Origin of the sequence: Paraburkholderia sp. RL18-101-BIB-B (assembly GCF_046026985.1) — a bacterium.
GTDB lineage: Bacteria > Pseudomonadota > Gammaproteobacteria > Burkholderiales > Burkholderiaceae > Paraburkholderia.
The window spans coordinates 344,335-365,541 of record NZ_JARESV010000002.1; the positions used below are offsets into that span (position 1 = coordinate 344,335).

Sequence of the window (21,207 nt, forward strand, 5' to 3'; positions counted from 1 at the left end):
TACCAGAGATGCTTCGAGAGCTGCCAACGTGACTCATCCCAACGAGCTGCCTCTTTCCCCGCTTTCGGCGCTGCAATTTTATGCAACAGCGCCCTATCCCTGCAGTTACCTGGACGGGCGCATCGCGCGCTCGCAAGTCGCCACCCCGAGTCACCTGATCAACTCCGACGTCTACACCGACCTCGTCAAGGCCGGCTTCCGGCGCTCGGGCGTGTTCACGTACCGGCCATATTGCGACGGCTGCCGCGCCTGTGTGCCGGTGCGCGTGCCGGTCGACCAGTTCGAGCCGAACCGCACGCAGCGCCGCGTCTGGAAGAAACACGGCGAACTGATCGCGACCGTCGCGCCGCTCCACTACGACGAAGAGCACTACGCGCTCTACATGCGCTATCAATCGGCGCGGCATGCGGGCGGCGGCATGGATCGCGACAGCCGCGACCAATATGAACAGTTCCTGTTGCAGAGCCGGATCAACTCGCGGCTGGTCGAATTCCGCGAGCCGCTGCGGGACCGGCCCAATGCGCCGGGCATTCTGCGCATGATCAGCATGATCGACATCCTCGGCGACGGGCTCTCCTCGGTGTACACGTTTTTCGAGCCGGGGCTGCCGAACACGAGCTTCGGCACCTACAACATCTATTGGCAGATCGAGCAGGCACGCAGCCTCAAGCTGCCCTACGTGTATCTCGGCTACTGGATTCGCGAGAGTCCGAAGATGGCGTACAAGGCGAATTTCCGGCCGCTCGAGGGTTTGATCGACGGCGCCTGGCGCGTGCTCGATCCCACGGGCGTGGACCTGCCGCCGCTCGACCCGGCGATGCAGGGCAAGCGCGCGCCGTTCAAGCCGTAGCAAAGCCGTACATAGCAAGGCAGTAGCAGCAGCGGCCCGCTCGGGCCGCGACTCGATCCCGCCAGTCGGTCTCATTGAAGCCTCAAAGCCGGTAAAATGGTGGGTTCCCATTTTCCGGCCGCCCGGCTTCGTCCCGTGTTCAGTTCCCTCTACCCGCTTGTACGCGCCCAACTCTTTCGCATGGACGCGGAAGACGCTCACCACCTCACCTTGCGCATGCTCGGCGCCGCCGGCCGCACCGGCCTCGCCGGCGCGCTCGCGCCGCGCGTGCCGGATGCGCCGCGCACCGTGATGGGGCTGACGTTCCGCAATCCGGTGGGACTCGCCGCGGGCCTCGACAAGGACGGCGCCTGCATCGACGGCCTCGCCGCGCTCGGCTTCGGCTTCATCGAAGTGGGCACGGTGACGCCGCGCGCGCAACCGGGCAATCCGCGCCCGCGCATGTTCCGCCTGCCGCAGGCGAACGCCGTGATCAACCGGATGGGCTTTAACAACGCGGGCGTCGACCAGTTCGTGAAGAACGTGCAGGCCGCGCGCTATCGCGGCATTCTCGGCCTGAACATCGGCAAGAACGCCGACACGCCGATCGAACGCGCCGCCGAAGACTATCTGTACTGTCTCGAGCGCGTGTATCCGTTCGCCAGCTACGTGACGGTCAATATCTCGTCGCCGAATACGAAGAATTTGCGCCAGTTGCAAGGCGCCGGCGAACTCGACGCGCTGCTCGCGGCGCTCAAAGAGAAGCAGCAGCGCTTGGCCGACATGCACGGCAAGCTCGTGCCGCTCGCGCTGAAGATCGCGCCGGACCTCGACGACGAACAGATCAAGTCGATCGCCGACACGCTGTTGCGCCATCAGTTCGAAGGCGTAATCGCCACCAACACCACGCTCGCGCGCACGGCCGTCGCCGGCATGCAATACGGCGACGAAGCCGGCGGCCTGTCGGGCAAGCCGGTGTTCGACGCGTCGAATGAAGTGATCCGCAAGCTGCGCGCGGAAGTCGGCGAAGCGGTGCCGATCATCGGCGTCGGCGGGATTTTTTCCGGCGACGACGCGCGCGCCAAGATCGCGGCCGGCGCGTCGCTGGTGCAGCTCTATACCGGCTTCATCTACCGCGGACCGGCGCTGATCGCCGAATGCGCGCAAGCGCTTCGCTAAGCGCGGCCTCAGTGAGCGCGGCGCGCTGAGCCGCGCCGGTATATAGACATAAACAAACGGTATTTTGGTTTCGATAGTCTGCTTTGTTATGCTTTCGTCTGTTAAAACGCCAGACGAACAAAAAGGAACTCGATGAAATTTGGCTTGCTGAAAAAGATTCTCGTCGCCGGTCTGATCGGCGCTTCGTTCACCGCCGTCGCCGCCCACGCCGACGACCTGCTCGATCAGGTCAAACAGCGCGGCACGCTGCGCATCGGCCTCGAAGGCACCTTCCCGCCGTTCAATTCGAAAGCGCCGTCGGGCGAACTGGTCGGCTACGACGTCGACATCGCCGAGGCCGTGGCCGCCAAGCTCGGCGTGAAGCCGGAATTCGTCACGACCGAATGGAGCGGCATCATCGCCGGTTTGCAGGCGAACAAGTTCGACGTGATCGTCAACCAGGTCGGCATCACCGAGGCGCGCAAGCAGGCGCTCGACTTCTCGCCGGCCTACACGTACTCGGCCGCGCAACTGATCCAGCGTAAGGACGACACGCGCCAGTTCAAGTCGCTCGACGACCTGAAGGGCAAGAAGCTCGGCGTCGGTCTGGGCACGAACTACATGGACATGGCCAAGTCGGTGCCGGGCATCGACGTGAAGACGTATCCGGGCGCGCCTGAGTATCTGCGCGATCTGGCCGCCGGCCGTCTGGACGCGGCGCTCAACGACCGCCTGATGCTCGCGTACCTGATGAAGAACTCGCAGTTGCCGCTGCGCACCGGCGCCAACGTCGGCGCGGGCACGCCGTCTGGCATTCCGTTCAGAAAGGGCAATCCGAAGTTCGCCAAGGCGATCGACGACGCGATGACCCAGCTCGAAGCGGACGGCACGTTCTCGAAGATCTCGGACAAGTGGTTCGGCATCGACGTCAGCAAGCCGATCAAGTAAAGACGCGCTGACTGAAACGAAGGGCGGCATCGTCAGCGATGCCGCCCTTCGCGCTTTTGCAGCAAAGTTTATGATGTGCGCTTTTGCGCGCCAACCGACCACCGCTCATGTCCACCACTTCCCTGCTCGTCCAATCGCTTCCTGTGCTCGCGCAGGGCGCCGTCCTGACGGTCAAGTTCGCGGTTCTGTCGATGATCTTCGGCCTGATTGCCGGCGCCGTGCTCGCGTTGATGGGCGTCAGCCACAACCGCGTGCTGAACTGGATCGCGCGCATTTACGTGAGCGTGATGCGCGGCACGCCGCTGCTGGTGCAGATTTTCGTGATCTATTACGGCTTGCCGAGTTTCGGCATTTCACTCGATCCGACGCCGGCCGGCGTGATCGCCTTGTCGGCGAATGTGGCGGCCTACCTGTCGGAGAGCATGCGCGGCGCGATCCTGGGCATCCACAAGGGCCAGTGGCTCGCCGCCTATAGTCTCGGACTCTCGCGCCGCCAGACGCTGCGCTACGTGATCGCGCCGCAAGCCTTGCGCATTGCCGTGCCGAGTCTGTCGAACAGCCTGATCAGCCTGATCAAGGACACCTCGCTGGTGTCGGTGATCACCGTGACCGAACTGCTGCGCAGCGCGCAGGAAATCATCGCCTCGACCTATCAGCCGCTGCCGCTGTATCTCGCCGCGGCCGCGATCTACTGGGTGCTGTGCCAGGTGCTCGAAAGCGTGCAACGCTGGTACGAACGGCGCCTTGCGCTGCCGTCGCGCCACTGAGACCCTGGGGCATCTGACTTAACGGCTGGCGACAGACGACGCCGAATCCAGCGGCGCGCCGAAGCGCTCGAAGCGCGGTGTGTAGTAATGATCCGGGTCGAGTGAAAACGCGACGTGACGCGTGCGGCCCATCAATTCCTTGCGCGGAAAGAAGCCGAAGTAACGCGAATCGGCGCTGTCGTCGCGATTGTCGCCGAGCATCAGATACTCGCCGGGCGGCACGATCACCGGCCCAAACGAGTCGCGCGGGCTCGGCGCTTGCGGCGCGAGCCGCACGGTATGCGCGACGCCGTCGAAGCGCTCGGTCAGATAATCGCCGGGCGACGCGGCGTCGCCGGGCAGCGGTTTGAACTTCAGCGGCTGGTAATCGGCGCGCACGCCGTTTACGTACAGCACGTTCTCGCGCATCGCCACGCTGTCGCCGGGCAGGCCGATCAGACGCTTGACCATCAACTCATGCGCCGCCGACGAATCGATCGTCACGATATCGCCGCGCTGCGGATCGTGCAGATGCGCGATCGCGATGTGCGTGAGCGGCACGCGCAGATCGTAGGCCATCTTGTCCACGAAGATGCGGTCGCCCTCGCGGATGGTCGGCAGCATCGAGCCGCTCGGCACGACGTTCCAGTCGGCCACGGCGCTGCGAAACAGCACCATCAAGAAGAGAAACGCGACGAGGCTCTTGTTGTCGCGCCACAGTTTTCCGAGCATGCGCATGGCAGGCGGCTCCATTGGAAGGAATTCGAAAGCAGCGGGCACGTGGAGCGTTTTTCTTTCCGCATGCCCGCGCAAATCCTACCACCGCTGCTGGGTGCAACGCGGCAACAGCGGCCGCGGATCGCGATAGCGGGATCGCAAGATGGCATGGCGGCCGCACGGGCTCGCACGCCTCGACGCACGCTCAATGCGCCTTCATTCGCCCGCGAACTTCAACCCGAGCGCCGCGCGCGCCGCGTCGGCCATCGCGATCATCTGCAGCGACTTGCTGTGCGGCATTACCGGGCTTTCGATCCGCCCCGTCCGGATCAGATCGCAGAAGTGCGCGGTCTCGTAGTTCAGCCCGCCGCCTTCGAACGGCTCGTCGAGTTCGACCACGCGCCCATCGGCATAGCGGATGGTCGCGCGCGACGGATTCCACCACGGCTCGTGAATCGTGACGTGGCCCCCTTTGGCCATCAGCAGCGCATCACCCTTGCCGTGCAGATCGAGCCCGCAAAACAACTGGGCGATGCCGCCCTCGTGCTGGCTGTTCAGGCTCGCGAACGTATCGACGCCGGTCGCCCCGAGCCGCCCGAGCGTTTGCACCTCACGAGGCGCGCCCAGCCAGTCGACGGCGAGAAACATCTCGTAGATGCCGATGTCGAGCAGCGCGCCGCCCGCATGCTCGAACGACAGCGACGGGTGATCGTCCGGCACGCCCGGCACCGAGCAGCCGGCTCGCACCAGACCGACCGCGCCGATCGGATCGGCGTCTAGATGCGCGCGCAACTTTCTGTAGAGCGGATAAAAGGGCGGCTTCATGGCCTCCATGAACAGCCGTTGCGCGGCGCGCGCGGCATCGAGCACGCGCTCGAGCTGCGGCTGATTGATGGTGGCGGGTTTTTCGCACAGTACGTGCAGACCAGCTTGCAGCGCGGCGATTGCGTAGTCAGCGTGACTGTCCTGGACGGTGGCGATATAGAGCGCGTCGATCCCGCTGGCGAGCAGCGCGTCGAAACTCGCGCAGACTTCGCCGCCGAATTCACCGGCGAAAGCCGTGGCCGGTTCCGCGCGGCGCGACCACAGCGCGGTCAGTTGCGCGTGCGGCACATGAGCGAGACCTTGTGCGAAGCGACGGGCAATGCGGCCCGTCCCGACGATTCCCCAACGGATCGTGCCGCCCGAGGGGATTTCCTGCGTTGCGATTGTCATCGTTCCTTCGAGTCCATGCAGTTCAGAACAGGCGCTATTGTCGCGCATGCCGCACGCTCTCGCGTGGACGTGAACTCGCGCCCTCTGCCACACAGTCTCACAAGGAAAATACCAAAGACCCAGCGTGCCGCCGCGGCGGCGACGCTCAGCCGAGTGCCGGCGGTTCCGCTGAAAAGTGGCCGCTGACTTCTTCTGCGGTGTAGTCGATCATGGCGAGCGAAGCGATCTCCGCTTCCTTCGGATCGCGCCGTTCAATCGCTTCGACCACGCGTTGATGGGAATTCACCGCGGTTTCCCACAGTCCGTCCCTGTCGGTGACGATGGGATTGACCGTCGATAGCGCGCCGCGAATGATCGCCGCCATCTGCTTGAAGAACTGATTGCCGCTCGCCACCACGATGCGGGTGTGGAACAGTTCGTCCGCTTCCTGATAGCCCGGCTCGCCCGGCCGGATCGTGCGGAACGCCTCGAACGCCTCGCGAATCGCGGCAATATCCGCCGCGCTGCCGCGCGCGGCCGCCTGCGCCGAAGCGCGCGGCTCGATCAGGATGCGAAACTCGATCACGTCGCGCAGAAACAGCGGATCGGGTTTCGCGCGAAAACGCCAGTTCACGACGTCTTCATCGATCATGCGCCAATCGCTCATCGACCGGATGCGCGTGCCGATTTTCGGCCGCACGTCCAGCATGTCGCGCGCGAGCAGCATCGACAGCGCCTCGCGCATGACGGTGCGGCTGACGTCGAACTCCTTCGACAGCACATCCTGCGGTGGCAGTATGGCGCCGTATTTCTCTTCGACGATCCCCGTGACCAGTCCATCCATGACTTTGCTCACGAGCGATCGATCTTTGTTTGCCTGTTCCATGACACTCTCCCCGAAGCGGTGTTTGCCCCCGCGTAGCCTGTTGATCAAGCGGCCCTTATACGTCGTTCTATTGATGTCACTTAGTTCTTCTACGATACGTTGCTAGCTTCAAAACGGTTGCGCCAGTTGGGAAACTTCCTGACAGGGTTATCCCTCTGAAGAATTGTTTCTTCCTTGTAACGCCGCATATTTTGACGGGCCATAAGCTTGCATATCAAGCGTGCCTGCATTGCAGAATTTGCATAGTGCGAAGACGCACGTTGCGAGACGATTTGTCTGATCCACGATGCCTCGGCGGATAGGCTGGCGGGAAACGACGAATGACGTGCGCATCAGCGGGTGCTCACGGCAACCGCTGGCGAGTCCTGCGTCGAAGCCGCCGTCGAACCCTGAATGGAACTCTGAGTGCAACCCGGCGCCGTCACCGACCCCGCCGTCACCGACCCATAGCGCCCGCCGAAAAAAATCAGTGGCGCGTGTTCGTCGAGCGAGAACACCAGCACCTCGCCGACGAAGAGCGTATGGTCGCCGCAAGGATGCCGGTCCACCACGCGCGCCGCGAAACGCGCCGCCGCGTGTTCGAGCAGCTCCACGTCGGGCAGCCCTTCGACCGCCGCGAAACGCGGCGCGAGCAAGCTCTGCGGTTCGCCGGCGAAGTGGCGGCTATGCGGCTCCTGCGCCTCGGACAACACGCTCACGCCGAACAGCGCGCTGTCCATCAGACGCTCGTGCATGCGCGCCCGGTGCCCGACCGAGACGACGATCAGCGGCGGCTTGAGCGAACCCGACATAAAGGCGTTGGCGGTCATCGCGTGCAAATTGTCGCCGCTGCCGGTCGAGATCACCACGACGCCGGTCGCGAAGCGTCCCAACGCGTGGCGAAAGCGCCGCTCGTCGAAAGCCGCCTGCGAGGCGCGCGGCGCCTCAGCGTGAAGTACCCTTGCCTGCATGGCTGGCCTCCTGTTCGCGACCGTACTGGTCGTCAAAGCGCACGATGTCGTCTTCGCCGAGATAGCGGCCTGATTGCACCTCGATCCTTTCAAGCGGCGTCCTGTCGGGATTCTCGAACCGGTTCGCGACGCCGGGCGGAATGCCCGTCGACTGGTTCTCCGGGAGCAGGAAGCATTCCTCGCCGCGCGTGACGTGGGCCGTGCCACGTGCCGCCGAATCCCAGCCGCCCACCTCCGACCAGCCCGCGGAGAACGGCACCGCGACGCCGATCAGCCGCGCGTCGGTGCCGACGCGCTCCATCACCGCGTAGTCGATCGAATCGGACGGACACAGGGCGAAGGCATCGCGCGCGAGATGCAGCGCGCCGCCGCCGTCGACCGTGGCACGCTCGAACGCAGCCGCGCAGGCCTCGGCAATCGCCGGCTGGCAGAGCTTGATCGCCGTGAGCCACACCGACGCGCGCACCACGAACATGCCGCTGTTCCACCAGTAATTGCCGCAAGCGAGATAGCGCTCGGCCAGTTCCGGATCGGGCTTCTCGACGAACCGTTCGATGGCGCGCGCGCCCCGCGTGCCGAGCGCCCTACCCGTGCGGATATAGCCGTAGCCGGTATCCGCGCGCTTCGGTGGCACGCCGAGCGTGACAATGGCGCCGCGTGCCGCGTGTTCGAGCGCCTCGGCGAGCGCCGAGCCGAACGCAATGTGATCGGCAATCAGGTGGTCCGCCGGCAACGCCACGACGAGCGGATCGTCGCCTTGCACAACCGACGCGCGCGCGGCGAGCGCGGCGACGGTCAACGTGGGCGCGGTATTGCGCGACATCGGTTCGAGCACCATGCGCACCGGCCGGGCCGATCGTTCGAGCCGCTCCAGACGCTCGAGCGTTTGTGGGTGCCGATCTTCGCACCGGACCACCAGCGGTGCTGCAATGGAATGCGTGCCGGATGCCGGCGTAGTGCGTTGCGCTGCGGCGAAAGACGCGTCGAGGCGGCTCAGCATGGTTTCGAGCAGCGACTCGTCGCCCACCAGGCCGATCGACTGCTTCGGACTGCGCTCGCGCGAAAACGGCCGCAATCGCGTGCTCGAGCCGCCGGCGAGAATCACCGGCTGCACGGATAGACGCGTGGCTGTTTCGCTGACGCCCCCGGCCGAGGCAAGCGGATTGCCTGGTTCTACGATGCGATTCATGTGCAAGTCCCCTATCCGGTCAAACTGGTCCGGCGCATTGTTCTATTTGTCCTGCGTGCTACGTGTCAAGCCATGCCTTCGTTCAGTGGCTGCCGTCAGTCGAAGCGGCAAGCAGCGAGCGGTTTGTGCGCGATGAAGTGAAACCACCAGGCGTCGCTCGGTTCCACATCGTCGGTAATGAGATTGCCCACGGAACTGTCGAACACCGCGTCGCATTGCAAGCCGACCTGCGCCAGTTGCCGGCGCTGCTCGCGCAGCGTCGTGTAGACGATCACAATGCCGAAGTTGTGGGCCGCCGCGGTGTTGACCGCATAGCCGCCGTAGTCGTGATTCAACTTGGCGTTGCGCACATAGTTCAGCGTGCCGAGCTGGAAACGCCGCGCCGAGCGCAGCGTGCGCCAGCCGAGTTTGAGCGGATTGAACGTGAATTTCGGCAGCAGTTGCCAGATGTTTTCGCCGTAGCCGGGGCCGCCGCGATTGTGCGACGAAAACAGCACATAGCCGCCGGGCCGCACCACGCGATACATCTCTTCGAGAATCTTCACGCGATCGTCGTAGTCGACGCAGTCGATGCCGTTCCAGCTGAATTGCGTGAGCCCGTAATGATCCGAAGGCAGCGCGGACATGTCACGCGCGTCCATGTGCCGAAGGTCGCGATCAGGAAAGCGTGCCTTCGCGAGATCGAGCAGCTTTTGTGTGTAGTCGACGCCGGTGTAGTCGTCGGAGATCGCCGTCATCAACGGAATCGTGCGGCCGGTGCCGATTCCGATGTCGAGCAAGGGCTCACCCGCGCAACGCTGTGCGAGCCAGGCAAAGGCAGCCCGTTCGCCGGGATCGGAATAGGTCTTGTCGAGCATGAAAACGCGCTCGGCGTCCGACGAATTCCATGCGACTCGGTTGATGCGGTCCAACTCGGATTGACTGTTCACTACGCGCTCCCCGTAAGCGTCTGTGCGCTGGAAAATCCGTGCGCATGCATAACGCTTCCCCGAATAGACGGAACCCGCGCGCACGCTTTAAAAGCCATCGCGTGGCCTTTGGCTCGCCGGATGCCACCAGCCGAACCGGCCATCGAACACCACTGGCCTCACGCCACGCTCCTCACCAGGTCCCCGCTCTCAATCCATTACAACAAACGTTGCATGATCGATATGTACGTCCAGCCACATTGTCTTGGAGTCCGATTCAAAGGCGAATGCATGTCATACGCGCTATTAGAAATAGACAGCGTAGTCCGTCGCCATGCGACGCGCGCAGCGCGAACGTCGTGCGCGTGGCGAGCACACCTGATAGGAGAAGCGCGCGCGGCCGAGGCCACATCGCTTTCGCGTGGCGTCAGCTTCGCACGTGCGACTTGTGCACTGGAAGGCGTGACGAGCGCCCGCCCCATCACAACAACTCGAACGTGTTCACGAGCACCGCGCTGTCGCGCTCACGGCGCCGCCCGCCGAAAAGCGGCTGGCTGCCGCGCACCTGCCGCGTAAGGCCGATGAAGGGCACGCCGTGTTCGAGATAGGGCCCTTCCGTCTTGCGAAAGCCGAATTGTTCGTAGAAGCCGCGCAAACCGAGCGGCGCGCTGACACGCGCGGCATGGCCCGGCCAACGGCCGACAATCGCCTGCAGCACGCGTTCGATCAATAGTTCGGCGGTGCCGTCGCCGCGTCGCTGCGGGCTCGTCAGCACCTTGTCGATGGTGATCTCCGGATCTTCCGCGTCGCCGGGTTGCAGGCGCGCGTAGGCGAGGATCGGCATCGACCGCGCCATGTCCTCCACGGCGAACACATGCAACGCGTGTTCGTCGCGGCCATCCGCGTCAAGACAAACATGCGATTGTTCGACCACGAACACCGCGCTGCGCGCGCGCAAGATCAGATACAACTCGCGAGCCGAAAGCTGATCGAATTCCAGCGTTTTCCAGTTCATCACGTACCCCAGCGGTCAGTAAGTTCAATGAGGCCGGCATCGCGCGCCGGCTTCTACGACCTGGCTGTATAGGCCGGCCCGTTCTGATGGCTACACGGTACGTCCACGAAACTCGTGTTTCCGTGCGCCATCGCACTGACGCTGGGCGTTGACAATTCTTAAATACGCAGACATCGGGGCGCGGCTTGCAGAAAACCGCCCGAAAGCGCACGCAGTCAATGTGAACGCGCCGCATCCGGCATAGGGACTCCGCCGGCATGCGCCGCGGCAACGAACAGAAATAGCGATCACGTGCGCTGGATCGATGTCCGCAAATTCAAGACTGTTCAACAACAGGGGACCACACCATGAAAAACGCATTGCGACGCATCCTTTCCGAATCGGCTCGCCTGGATGTCCCGGCGGACACCCTGGCCGATGACGCCGACCTGTACGCCGCGGGCCTCTCCTCGCTCGCGACCGTGCATCTGATGCTGGCAATCGAAGATGAATTCGGGATTGAAATTCCGGACCGTCTGTTGACACGGCGCCTGTTCTCCAGCATCGATTCGATGGCCGCCGCAATCACCGAGCTGCAACAGGCGAAGGCGGCAGCATGAACGCCCCGCTGCTGGACGCGGCGGCGGCCGCCGCCGCTACGCAGGCGCACGATGCGTCCGAAGGCGCCGACGCGTCGGTCGTGCTGACCGCCGTCGAAACCGAACCCGGCTGGCGCGCGGCCGCGCAACGCTGTGCGGCGGTAGCCGCGCAGTTCGCCGACTCGGTGGATCGCGAGGCGCGCTTCCCGAGCGAAGCGTTCGACGCGCTCAAGCGCGAATGCCTGCTCTCGGCGATGGTGCCGGCCGCGTTCGGCGGCGCGGGCCTGTCGCTCGCGGACGTCGGCGCGATCTGCGAAACGCTCGCGCAAGGCTGTGCCTCCACCGCGATGGTGTATGCGATGCACCAGATCCAGGTGGCATGTATCGAGGCGCATGGCAGCGATGCGGCATGGCATCGGCAGTTGCTCGTGCAACTGGTCAAGCAGCAGTGGCTGCTGGCATCGGCCACTTCCGAGGAAACCATCGGCGGCAATATGCGCACCAGCGCCTGCTCGGTCGAACTCGACGCTGCGCGCTTTCGCATCGAAAAGCTCGCACCGACGATTTCGTACGGCGCGCACGCCGACGGCATTCTCGTCACCGCGCGCCGCACCGCCGAGTCGGCAGCCGCCGACCAGGTGCTGATCGTCGCGTTGCGTTCCGACACGCAACTGGAAAAGCGCGGCGGCTGGGATTCGATGGGCATGCGCGGAACCTGCAGCGAGGGCTTCCGGCTCGTCGCCACGGGTCTGGCCGAACAGATTCTGCCGACGCCATTCGCCGAGATCGCCGATCAAACCATGCTGCCGGTCTCGCACACGCTGTGGGCCTCGGTTTGGACCGGCGTGGCCACCGACGCCGTGAATCGCGCGAAAGCGTTCTTCCGTGCACAGGCGCGTGCGAAGCCAGGTGTGGTGCCACCGGCCGGTTTGCGCCTCGCTGAAGCGGTCGGTCTGCTGCAGATGATGCAGGCGCGCCTCGCGGTCGCGCTGGAGGCGGCACGCGCCGCTCACCAGGCGCGCCACGGCGGCTCGCAAGCCGATGCGCCGCTCGCGGCCATGCTCGGATTCGCGTCCGACATGAACACGCTGAAGACGAGCATCTCCACCACCGCGCTGCAGGTCGTGCACGAAGTGCTGATGATCTGCGGCATGGCGGGCTACAAGAACGGCACGCCGTACAGCGTCGGGCGCCATTTGCGCGACCTGCACTCCGCGCCGCTGATGATCAATAACGACCGTATTGCGCAGAACACCGCGAGCCTCTTGCTCGCGCAACGTCCTGCCGCCCCGGGGAGAGCCTGATATGAACACGATGACCGATACCGTCGCTCTTGCCGCCGCCGCGCAAGCAGCCGAAGCGCCGAGCTTTCGCGATGAACTGCTGGCCGCGGGCCTGTTGATCGACACCGGCGAAAACGGCCTGTATGGCCGCAGCCAGGTTTTCGAAGACGTGGTGGACCGCCTGAACGTGGCGATTACGCATCTGGGCGCCGACCAGCAGCCGGAAGTGCTGCGCTTTCCGCCCGCCATGCGCCGCACCGACTTCGAAGACAGCGAGTATCTGAAGAGCTTCCCGAATCTGGCGGGTACGATCCACTCGTTCTGCGGCAACGACATGGGCCACCGGCGCCTGTTGCACGCACTCGACGACGCCATGACGGAAAGCGACGACGATCGCAGCGACGAGTGGATGGCGCAGCAGAAGCCGACCCGCGTGGTGCTCACGCCGGCTGCCTGCTATCCGATCTATCCGGTGATGGCGCGGCGCGGTCCGTTGCCCGCCGACGGCCGCACGATCGACGTGCTGTCGTATTGCTTCCGTCACGAACCGTCGCTCGATCCCGGCCGCATGCAGATGTTCCGCCAGCGCGAATACGTGCGTCTCGGCAGCGCCGAACAGGTGATGGCATTCCGGCAGATGTGGATCGAACGCGGCTCGCTGCTGGTCAATCTGCTGCAATTGCCGGTCGAAGTGGATCTCGCCAACGATCCGTTCTTCGGCCGCGGCGGCAAGATCGTCGCCGATAGCCAGCGTGCCCAGGCGCTCAAGTTCGAACTGCTGATTCCGGTGGCCGATCCGCGCGGCAAGACGGCTTGCCTGTCGTTCAACTATCACATGGAACACTTCGGCGCGATCTGGAAGATCGCGTGCGAAGACGGCACGGTCGCGCATACGGGTTGTGTCGGTTTCGGCATGGAACGCATCACACTCGCGCTATTCCGTCATCATGGGCTCGACGTGAACGCCTGGCCGGACGATGTGCGCGCGCTGCTGTGGGGCGATGCCGAAGCGCGCGTGGCGCATGGGCTCGCAACCATGCAACCGTCGTCCGCCGAAACGGCGCAAGGCACCGGAGAGTGCGTATGAATCCGTCGCTGACACCTGTACCGAACGGCGCGAACAGCGCTTTCCTGCTGACCCGGCGCGTCGATCTGCCCGCCGCGGGTGGCGTGGCCGCACCGGCGCCGGCGCCCGCCGCGCGTTTGCGCGAGCATGCGCCGCATGCGCTGCATCAGGGCGAGCGTGTGTGGCAGGAGACCAACTGCTACGTCGATCTGTGGATCGAACTGCTGCACGGCTTCGGGCTCGACCCGCGCGCCGCGCTCGGTTTTACCGTCACGCAGGATTTCGAAGGCGACCAGTTCACGTTCTTCAAGTTTCCGCTCGAAGACCTCGACCGGCTCTACGGCACCCAAGTGCAGGAACTGGCCATCTACGATTCGCTCGAAACGCGCGTGCTCGCGCAGACCTTGCGCGGCCATACCGTGCTGGTGGAAGTGGACGGCTATTACCTGCCGAACACGCGCGCCACGTCGTACCGGCGTGAGCATCCGAAAACCACGGTGGGCATCGACTTCATCGATCCGGACGCGCGCCGTCTCGGCTATTTCCACAACACCGGCTATCACCTGCTCGACGGTGAAGACTACGACGGCGTATTTCGCAAGCTGCCGCAGTTCCAGCAGCAGCCCGATCTGCTGTTTCCGTATGTGGAGTTCGCCAAGCAGGCGCGGCCCGCGCTCGAAGGCACCGCGCTGGCCGAAGCGTCGGCGGAACTGCTGTGCGCGCACCTCGGGCGCCGGCCGCTGACGAACCCCATTTCGCAATGGCGTGCCGCGTTTCCCGCGCATCTCGAGACGCTCTTCGAACGTGGCGAAAAGTTCTTCCACCCGTACTCGTTCAACCTGATGCGGCAGCTCGGCGCGAACTTCGAGTTTCTTTCGAAGTATCTGTTGTGGCTTTCCGCACAAGGCTTCGAGGTGCCGGCAGCGATTCCGGCAGCGGCGCAGAGCATCGCGTCGGAGTCGATGGTGATGCAGTTCCGGCTCGTGCGGGCGATTGCCCGCGGCCGCCGCGATCTGTGCGAAGACTGCTTCGACGTGCTCGAAAGCGCTTACGAAAAGACGCTGCCACCGCTCGCCGCTCTGGTGCTGTGACGCGCCGTGCGCGGCTTCGCGGACTTCTCGGGGATTTGCCGTGGATGCACTGACGATAGGGCTGCTGCCCGATGAAGGCGGCGCGAGCGGCGTGCTCGCGCCCGCTCCTGACGAAGCCGCGCATGTCGATGTCGATGCGACTTCGGCGCAAGCGTCGCGGACGCTCTGGCCGCGGCGCCTCGACATCGGCTGGCAGTGTGTGAGCACGCCCGCGGGCGCGTGCGCGACGCCCGCCGATTTACCCGCGCACGGCTGGCTGGCCGCGCAAGTGCCCGGCACGGTCGCGAGCGCGCGCCGTGCCGCAGGTCTCCTAAACATTGCGCATCCACCACCGCTTGCCTTCGACGACCACTGGTATCGCCTCGAACTCGAAGGCACCGGCCAACGCCGCTTGCGTCTGCATGGTCTCGCCACCATCGCCGAAGTCTGGCTCGACGGCGTCAAGCAACTCGATTCCGATTCGATGTTCGTCGCGCACGATCTCGACATCGAACTGAGCGGCAGCGCGACGCTCGCGCTGTGCTTCCGCTCTCTCGCTCCGGCGTTGGCGGCGAAACGTTCGCGCGCGCGCTGGCGTCCACGGCTCGTGTCGCCGCCCACCTTGCGCAACGTGCGCACCACCCTGCTCGGTCATATGCCCGGCTGGTGTCCTTCTGTGCAAGCGGTCGGTCCGTGGCGTCCGGTTGAACTTCTGAGCGACGCGCCCCATGCATTCGACACCGTCGACGTGTCGAGCCGGCTCGATCACGACGACGGCGTTGTATCGCTCACGCTACGTTTCGTTCATCCGCACGATCACGCGACCTGCCGCGCCTCGCTTAAATGCGGGGATGCTGTTTCGTCTTTGCAATGGAGCGATGCATATACACTGACCGGCCGCGTACGCGTGCCGGGTGCCGAGCGCTGGTGGCCACACACCCACGGCGAGCCCACTTTATATCCATTGACGTTGCAGCTTGATGACGGGCACGCGACGTCGCATTCATTGGGTTCGGTCGGTTTCCGCAGTATTGAAGTGGACCACGGCGCGGACGGCATGGGCTTCGCGTTGCGCGTCAATGGCCTGCCGGTGTTCTGTCGCGGCGCGTGCTGGACCAGCGCGGACCTCGTCACGCTTGCGGGCAGCGAGGCGCAGTTGCGTCACGCTTTCACGCTGGCCCGCGATGCGGGCATGAACATGCTGCGCGTGGGCGGCACGATGCTGTACGAGTCCGACGCGTTTTATGCACTCGCCGACGAATACGGCCTGCTGATCTGGCAAGACTTCGCATTGGCGAATTTCGACTATCCGAACGATGCCGCATTCAGCGCTTCGATCGAGCGCGAAGCCACGCAGTTTCTGACGCGCACACGACGCTTCGCTTCGCTCGCGGTGCTGTGCGGCGGCAGCGAGGTCGACCAGCAGGCGGCCATGTTCGGCCTGCCGCCTTCGATGCGCGCGCAACCACTCTTTACGGAACAGTTGCCCGCCATCGTCGCGCGTGAACGGTCCGACGTGCCGTATGTCAGCAACTCGCCCTCGGGAGGCGCGTGGCCGTTTTCAACTAATGAGGGCATCACTCACTACTACGGCGTAGGCGCCTATCAGCGTCCGCTCGACGACGTGCGCCGATCGCAGGTGCGCTTCGCCGCCGAATGCCTCGCCTTCGCCAACGTGCCCGACGACGCCACCCTGCACGACGCGCTCGGCACGATTCATCTGCACGATCCGCGCTGGAAAGCGGCCGTGCCGCGCGACCCCGGCGCGGGCTGGGATTTCGACGACGTGCGCGACCACTATCTCCAGACGTTATATGGTGTCGATCCCGCGCGCTTGCGCTATGAAGACCCCGAGCGTTATCTGGACCTGTCGCGCGCGGTGGTCGCCGAACTGATGGGCGACGTGTTCGCCGAATGGCGCCGCGCCGGTTCCACCTGCGGCGGCGCGCTGGTCTGGCAGCTTCAGGATTTGCGCCCCGGCGCCGGCTGGGGCCTGATCGATGCCACAGGCCGGCCTAAAAGCGCCCTGCACGGCCTCGCGCAAGCACTGCAACCCATTCAGGTGGTCATGACCGACGAGGGCCTCAACGGCCTCGATATTCATCTGCTGAACGAACGTGCGCAGCCGTTGCGCGCGCAACTGGAACTGGTCTGCCTGCGTGACGGTAGCGTCAAGATCGCCTCCGCAAGCCGCGAGGTGGAACTGGCGCCGCACAGCGCGCAACGTCTCAGTGCGGCCGCGTGCCTTGGCCAGTTCTTCGATTTCACCCACGCGTACCGCTTCGGCCCGCGCGCGCACGACGTGACGATCGCCACACTGCGCGACCAGGCGAGCGGCCAGGTCGTTGCGGAAGCGTTTCATCTGCCGCAGCGGCGCGTGAGCGAGCGCCACGACCTGGGCTTGACGGTCACGGCCGAGCGCAACGGCGACGGCTGGCAGCTCGTGATCGAAGCGAAGCGTTTTGTGCGCTTCGTTCATATCGTTGACACACACTACAGGGCCGCGCGCGACTGGTTTCATCTGCCGCCGAACCGGCCTTGCGTCGTGCCGCTCATCCCGCTCACGCCGCAGGAAAGATTCGTTGCTCACGCATCGAATGCCGTGTTTAAAGCTGATGCAACATACGCGGCGCCCGCGGGTGAAGTTCGCGCGGTCAATGCGATATCCGCCATCTTCTACGGCTGAAGGTCTCCTTGATCTAATCACCCTTTCGCAAGGCGCGTAAAACCTCGCGCCGCGCGTATCCACCTGTCTGGTCTGCGGAATCACTGTTGGTTTTTCTCAGACTTTTGGCTCGCCAAAAACATCATCCGTACGGCACCGAACCAAGCGTGTTGAACACATCTGAATCATTTCCGGCACATCCCGGACGCGGCGTGACAACGTGCATGGAAGGGCTGATTCAACGCTGAGACAAGTACCGTCAAGCCCCTCCCAGCACCCGCCAACCCAATTCCATCAAGGATTTGAGCCGAACAGCATGCGCCTGGCGGGCGAGCGCCGGTCGTCAGGACGTTGTGCAGATTTGAAACAAAAAGTCACGTTTGTCTTCGCGCGGCGCTAAGCCTTGGTGCGTTACCCCGCACCAGCGCTCGCTTTCCCCGCCGCTGGCACGCTCCTCGCTAATAGAAGAGCGCAACACCGCGTCACCGCAGAGACATCGACAACAACGGCGGCGGCGCATCAGGCCAATACGGGGCCGGTCCTGTTTATCCTTCGCTGCTCACCAGGCAGCACGTCGTTAAAAGGGATGCAGGCATCGGATCAAAAACAGAAAGTCACGCAGAGCGCGACTTTCACGCGAGGACCGATCATGTTGACACTTCAATCCGATCTGCACGGAAACCATTTGCTCGGCGCATTGCCGTCCCATGAATGGCAGGCGCTGGCTCCCCATCTCGAACTGGTTCATCTGCGCACCGAGCAATTGCTGTGCGACTCCGGTCAGCGCATTCATCACGTCTACTTCCCGACCACCGCGATCATCTCGATGCTCTCGACGATGGAAGACGGCAGCTCGGTCGAAATCGCCGCGGTCGGCCGCGAAGGCATGACCGGCGTGCCGGTGCTCACGGGCGGCGAAACCATGCCGAACCGCGTGCAGGTGCAATGCGCCGGCTTCGCTTACCGCATGAGCGCACAGGCACTCAAGCAACAGTTCGCCCGCTCCGACTTCCTGCGCCGCCTGATGCTGTTGTATATGCACGCCCTGCTCACGCAAGTCGCACAAACCGCTGCCTGCAACCGCCACCACGCGCTGAACAAGCAACTGTGCCGCTGGCTGCTGATCGAAGTGGACCGCGTGGCGTCGAACGATCTGACCGTGACCCAGCAACTGATTGCCGACATGCTCGGCGTGCGCCGCGAAGGCATTACGGAAGCGGCCGGCAAGTTGCACGACGAAGGCCTGATCCATCATAGCCGCGGCCACATCAAGGTGCTCGACCGTAAGGGACTCGAAGCACGCGCCTGCGAATGCTATGGCCTCGTCAAGCGCGAATTCGACCGCCTTCTGCCGCGTCTGCGCCAGGCTGAAACCGTCGAGTAAAGTGCTGGTTTGTCTGACTAATGAATAGAGTCAAATATGTTCAGGAATACTGCGCGATTCCTCGACGTACTCTTCGTGATTGCGGGAGGGCTGCTCGCTCATTCGATGCGGTTCTCGACGCCGATTGCATTGTCGGACACCGAACGTCTTCTGATCGCGTTTAACTGCGTGCTCCTCCTGTTGCTGTTTCCCGGCTTCGGGGTCTATGAAACCTGGCGCGGCAAACCGCTGCCCTCCATGTTGGCGAGGGTTGCCGCCGCGTGGATGGTCGTGGTGTTCACCGCGCTCGTGCTGGCGTTCACGCTGCATCGCATGGATGCGGTGTCGCGCTTGTGGTTCGGTTACTCGACGCTGATCTCCGGCGCGCTGATCATCGTCACCAAGTGCCTCGTGCATGTAGCGCTGCGCATCGTGCGGAGCCGCGGGATGAACTACCGCACCGTCGCGATCGTCGGCGCACCGGGTTTCGCGCGCACGCTGCTCGCCCATCTCGAACATGCGCCGCAAGCCGGCTTCAAACCGGTCTGCGTATTCGATACGAGCATTGAAGCGGCCGAGACGTACGGCGCGCGTCTGAACCGCCTGCCGGTCCTGACCGATCTGGACGCATTCGCCGCCAAGGTGCGCGAGGACCACGTGAACGAAGTGTGGCTCGCGTTGCCGCTTTCCGAAGAACATACGATCTACCGGTTCACGCGCATGTTCCGGCATGACTTCGTGAATCTGCGCTTCATTCCCGATGTACGCAGCCTTTCGCTTTTCAATCACGCGCTGGTCGATGTCGTCGGTTTGCCAACGCTCAATCTCAGCGCGACGCCCTTCTCGTCGCCGCAGATGTGGCCCAAGCTGATCTTCGACCGCCTGTTCGCGGCGGCCGCGCTGCTCGCGCTCGCCCCGGTGTTCGTGGTGCTCGCGATCGGCATCAAGCTCGGCTCGCCGGGTCCGGTGTTCTTTCGCCAGACGCGCAAGGGCGTGGACGGCCAGCCGTTCGCGATCTACAAGTTCCGCTCGATGACCGTGCATCACGAAGCGCAGGGCCAGCTCACCCAGGCCTCGCGCAACGACGCCCGTGTCACGAAGCTCGGCGGCTTCATGCGCCGCACCAGTCTCGACGAACTGCCGCAATTTCTCAACGTGCTGCTCGGCCAGATGTCGGTGGTCGGCCCGCGTCCGCATGCGGTCGAACACGACGATCTCTACAAGGATCAGGTGTACGGCTACATGCACCGCTACCGGATCAAGCCCGGCATCACCGGCTGGGCGCAAGTCAACGGCTATCGCGGCGCCACCACCAGGGTGGAAAAGATGGAAGCGCGCGTCAAGTTCGATCTCTTCTACATTCATAACTGGTCGTTCTGGTTCGACATGAAGATCGTGTTCATCACGATCTTCAAGGGCTTTGTCAACCGCAACGCATTCTGATCATGCCAATTCGGAAACCGTTCGTGAAAGTCTCCGTGATCGTGCCAACCTACCGACGCACCGCCGATCTGGCGCGCTGCCTCGCGGCACTCGATTCGCAGGAGCGCCGCGCCGACGAAGTGATCGTGATCGCGCGTCACGACGATTACGCCACGCTCGACTGGCTGCGCACCCGCGAGGCCAACCGGCCCGACCCGCGCCGCGCGGTCGTGCTGGTGCGCAAACCCGGCGTGGTCGCCGCATACAACCTCGGCATCGAGAGCGCGAGCGGCGACGTGCTGTGCTTCACCGACGATGACGCCGCGCCGCATTCCGACTGGGTCGGGCGGATCGCGCGCGCCTTCGAACGCGATGCGACGCTCGGCGGCCTCGGCGGCCTCGGCGGACGCGACATCGTGCATGAACGCAACGGCATCCTGCAGGGGCAGAAGCCGCGCGTGGGCATCGTGCGCTGGTATGGGCGAACCATCGGCAATCACCATGTCGGCCACGGCAAGGCGCGCGAAGTCCAGGTGCTCAAGGGCGTGAACATGTCGTTTCGCCGCGAGGCGATCGGCGCGCTGCGTTTCGACGGCCGCTTGCGCGGCACCGGCGAGCAAGTTCACTGCGAGATGGCCTTCAGTCTCGACGTGCAACGGCGTGGCTGGAAGCTGATCTACGACCCGGCGCTGCTGGTGGAGCACTTCCCCGCCCTGCGCAGCGATGAAGACCAGCGTTTCACTTTCAACGACGCGGCGTTCTATAACGCGTCATTCAATCTCCGGCTCATCATGTGCGAATACCTGACGCCGCCTGGCCGATGGGCGTTCGTCATCTATTCGACGCTGATCGGCGATCGCGCGGACCCTGGGTTCCTGCGCGCCTTGTCGTTGGCATTCGAGCGCGGCGGCGTAGCACTTGCGCTTCGCAAATGGCGAGTCGGTTTACGCGCAATGCGCGGGGCATGGCAGGAAGCGATGCGCTGACCGATCGACGCACCGGTCTGCTCCGCCGACGCGCTGCCGCAGGTCGACGCGCAAAGCAAGAACGCGCGAACTTCGAACGCGTGATTCGAGCGGCAGAAACAGGAGCGACGTCAAAGCGGCAAGTACCGACGCCGACGGCCTGGAACATGCCGTCGGCGCGGTATGGAAAGGACGAGGTAAGCGACGAGAAAACTTGTCGGTCAGCACAACGGCACGGCGCGGCCCGAGGCCGGC

19 protein-coding genes are annotated in these 21,207 nt (G+C 64.2%); 12 read left to right on the forward strand and 7 right to left on the reverse strand.

All coding sequences use genetic code 11. The features are described from left to right. The first annotated feature begins 28 nt into the window (after positions 1 to 28). From P0D73_RS04605 to P0D73_RS04620, 4 genes are all read left to right on the forward strand, one after another. Positions 29 to 850, forward strand: coding sequence for an arginyltransferase (locus P0D73_RS04605; RefSeq protein WP_408315105.1), 822 nt, complete (start codon positions 29 to 31; stop codon positions 848 to 850). A gap of 96 nt (positions 851 to 946) precedes the next feature. After that, the gene (locus P0D73_RS04610) at positions 947 to 2,008 is read left to right on the forward strand and encodes a quinone-dependent dihydroorotate dehydrogenase (protein ID WP_408429985.1); all 1,062 of its coding nucleotides are present in this window, start codon (positions 947 to 949) and stop codon (positions 2,006 to 2,008) included. Positions 2,009 to 2,140: 132 nt separating this feature from the next. Continuing rightward, a complete protein-coding gene (locus P0D73_RS04615) occupies positions 2,141 to 2,935 on the forward strand; it encodes a cystine ABC transporter substrate-binding protein (RefSeq protein WP_408429988.1) in 795 nt (264 codons plus the stop codon). 107 nt (positions 2,936 to 3,042) lie between these two features. After that, positions 3,043 to 3,702 (forward strand): amino acid ABC transporter permease, encoded by a 660-nt coding sequence (locus P0D73_RS04620; RefSeq protein WP_132374879.1) that lies wholly within the window; start codon positions 3,043 to 3,045, stop codon positions 3,700 to 3,702. 18 nt (positions 3,703 to 3,720) lie between these two features. Here the strand turns inward: P0D73_RS04620 and lepB are convergent, their stop codons facing one another. The 7 genes from lepB to P0D73_RS04655 all read right to left on the reverse strand — a co-directional run bounded on the left by lepB (position 3,721) and on the right by P0D73_RS04655 (position 10,540). Next, positions 3,721 to 4,419 (reverse strand): signal peptidase I, encoded by a 699-nt coding sequence (gene lepB, locus P0D73_RS04625; RefSeq protein WP_408429991.1) that lies wholly within the window; start codon positions 4,417 to 4,419, stop codon positions 3,721 to 3,723. A gap of 195 nt (positions 4,420 to 4,614) precedes the next feature. Then, a complete protein-coding gene (locus tag P0D73_RS04630) occupies positions 4,615 to 5,613 on the reverse strand; it encodes a Gfo/Idh/MocA family protein (protein WP_408429994.1) in 999 nt (332 codons plus the stop codon). A gap of 145 nt (positions 5,614 to 5,758) precedes the next feature. After that, entirely contained in the window at positions 5,759 to 6,478 is a 720-nt protein-coding gene (locus P0D73_RS04635) for a FadR/GntR family transcriptional regulator (RefSeq protein WP_132374882.1), read from the reverse strand. A gap of 332 nt (positions 6,479 to 6,810) precedes the next feature. After that, entirely contained in the window at positions 6,811 to 7,428 is a 618-nt protein-coding gene (locus P0D73_RS04640; RefSeq protein ID WP_408429997.1) for a flavin reductase family protein, read from the reverse strand. After that, positions 7,403 to 8,617, reverse strand: a complete 1,215-nt coding sequence (locus tag P0D73_RS04645; RefSeq protein ID WP_408429999.1) for a sugar phosphate nucleotidyltransferase — start codon at positions 8,615 to 8,617, stop codon at positions 7,403 to 7,405. Before P0D73_RS04645 ends, P0D73_RS04640 begins: the two co-directional genes overlap by 26 nt. Before the next feature lie 95 nt (positions 8,618 to 8,712). Continuing rightward, positions 8,713 to 9,546, reverse strand: coding sequence for a methyltransferase domain-containing protein (locus P0D73_RS04650; RefSeq protein WP_408175659.1), 834 nt, complete (start codon positions 9,544 to 9,546; stop codon positions 8,713 to 8,715). 460 nt (positions 9,547 to 10,006) lie between these two features. Beyond that, positions 10,007 to 10,540, reverse strand: coding sequence for a GNAT family N-acetyltransferase (locus P0D73_RS04655; protein ID WP_408430002.1), 534 nt, complete (start codon positions 10,538 to 10,540; stop codon positions 10,007 to 10,009). A 347-nt stretch (positions 10,541 to 10,887) separates the two neighbouring features. On the opposite strand from P0D73_RS04655, the gene P0D73_RS04660 reads away from it, so the two are divergent. The 8 genes from P0D73_RS04660 (at position 10,888) to P0D73_RS04695 (ending at position 20,973) form a co-directional block, all read left to right on the forward strand. Continuing rightward, complete coding sequence (locus tag P0D73_RS04660; protein ID WP_132374887.1) at positions 10,888 to 11,139, forward strand: acyl carrier protein; 252 nt, start codon at positions 10,888 to 10,890, stop codon at positions 11,137 to 11,139. After that, positions 11,136 to 12,422, forward strand: coding sequence for an acyl-CoA dehydrogenase family protein (locus P0D73_RS04665; RefSeq protein ID WP_132374888.1), 1,287 nt, complete (start codon positions 11,136 to 11,138; stop codon positions 12,420 to 12,422). Before P0D73_RS04660 ends, P0D73_RS04665 begins: the two co-directional genes overlap by 4 nt. Position 12,423: 1 nt before the next feature. Then, positions 12,424 to 13,488: an amino acid--[acyl-carrier-protein] ligase gene (locus P0D73_RS04670; protein ID WP_408315099.1), complete on the forward strand. Its 1,065-nt coding sequence runs from the start codon at positions 12,424 to 12,426 to the stop codon at positions 13,486 to 13,488. Next, positions 13,485 to 14,558, forward strand: coding sequence for a DUF1839 family protein (locus tag P0D73_RS04675; protein ID WP_408175661.1), 1,074 nt, complete (start codon positions 13,485 to 13,487; stop codon positions 14,556 to 14,558). Before P0D73_RS04670 ends, P0D73_RS04675 begins: the two co-directional genes overlap by 4 nt. Positions 14,559 to 14,598: 40 nt before the next feature. Next, a complete protein-coding gene (locus P0D73_RS04680) occupies positions 14,599 to 17,223 on the forward strand; it encodes a glycoside hydrolase family 2 protein (RefSeq protein ID WP_408430007.1) in 2,625 nt (874 codons plus the stop codon). Between the two features lie 628 nt (positions 17,224 to 17,851). Further along, complete coding sequence (locus P0D73_RS04685) at positions 17,852 to 18,586, forward strand: Crp/Fnr family transcriptional regulator (protein ID WP_006048767.1); 735 nt, start codon at positions 17,852 to 17,854, stop codon at positions 18,584 to 18,586. 36 nt (positions 18,587 to 18,622) lie between these two features. Then, positions 18,623 to 20,008, forward strand: coding sequence for an undecaprenyl-phosphate glucose phosphotransferase (locus P0D73_RS04690; protein WP_408430010.1), 1,386 nt, complete (start codon positions 18,623 to 18,625; stop codon positions 20,006 to 20,008). 2 nt (positions 20,009 to 20,010) lie between these two features. Then, the gene (locus P0D73_RS04695; protein ID WP_408430012.1) at positions 20,011 to 20,973 is read left to right on the forward strand and encodes a glycosyltransferase family 2 protein; all 963 of its coding nucleotides are present in this window, start codon (positions 20,011 to 20,013) and stop codon (positions 20,971 to 20,973) included. Positions 20,974 to 21,207: the final 234 nt, after the last annotated feature.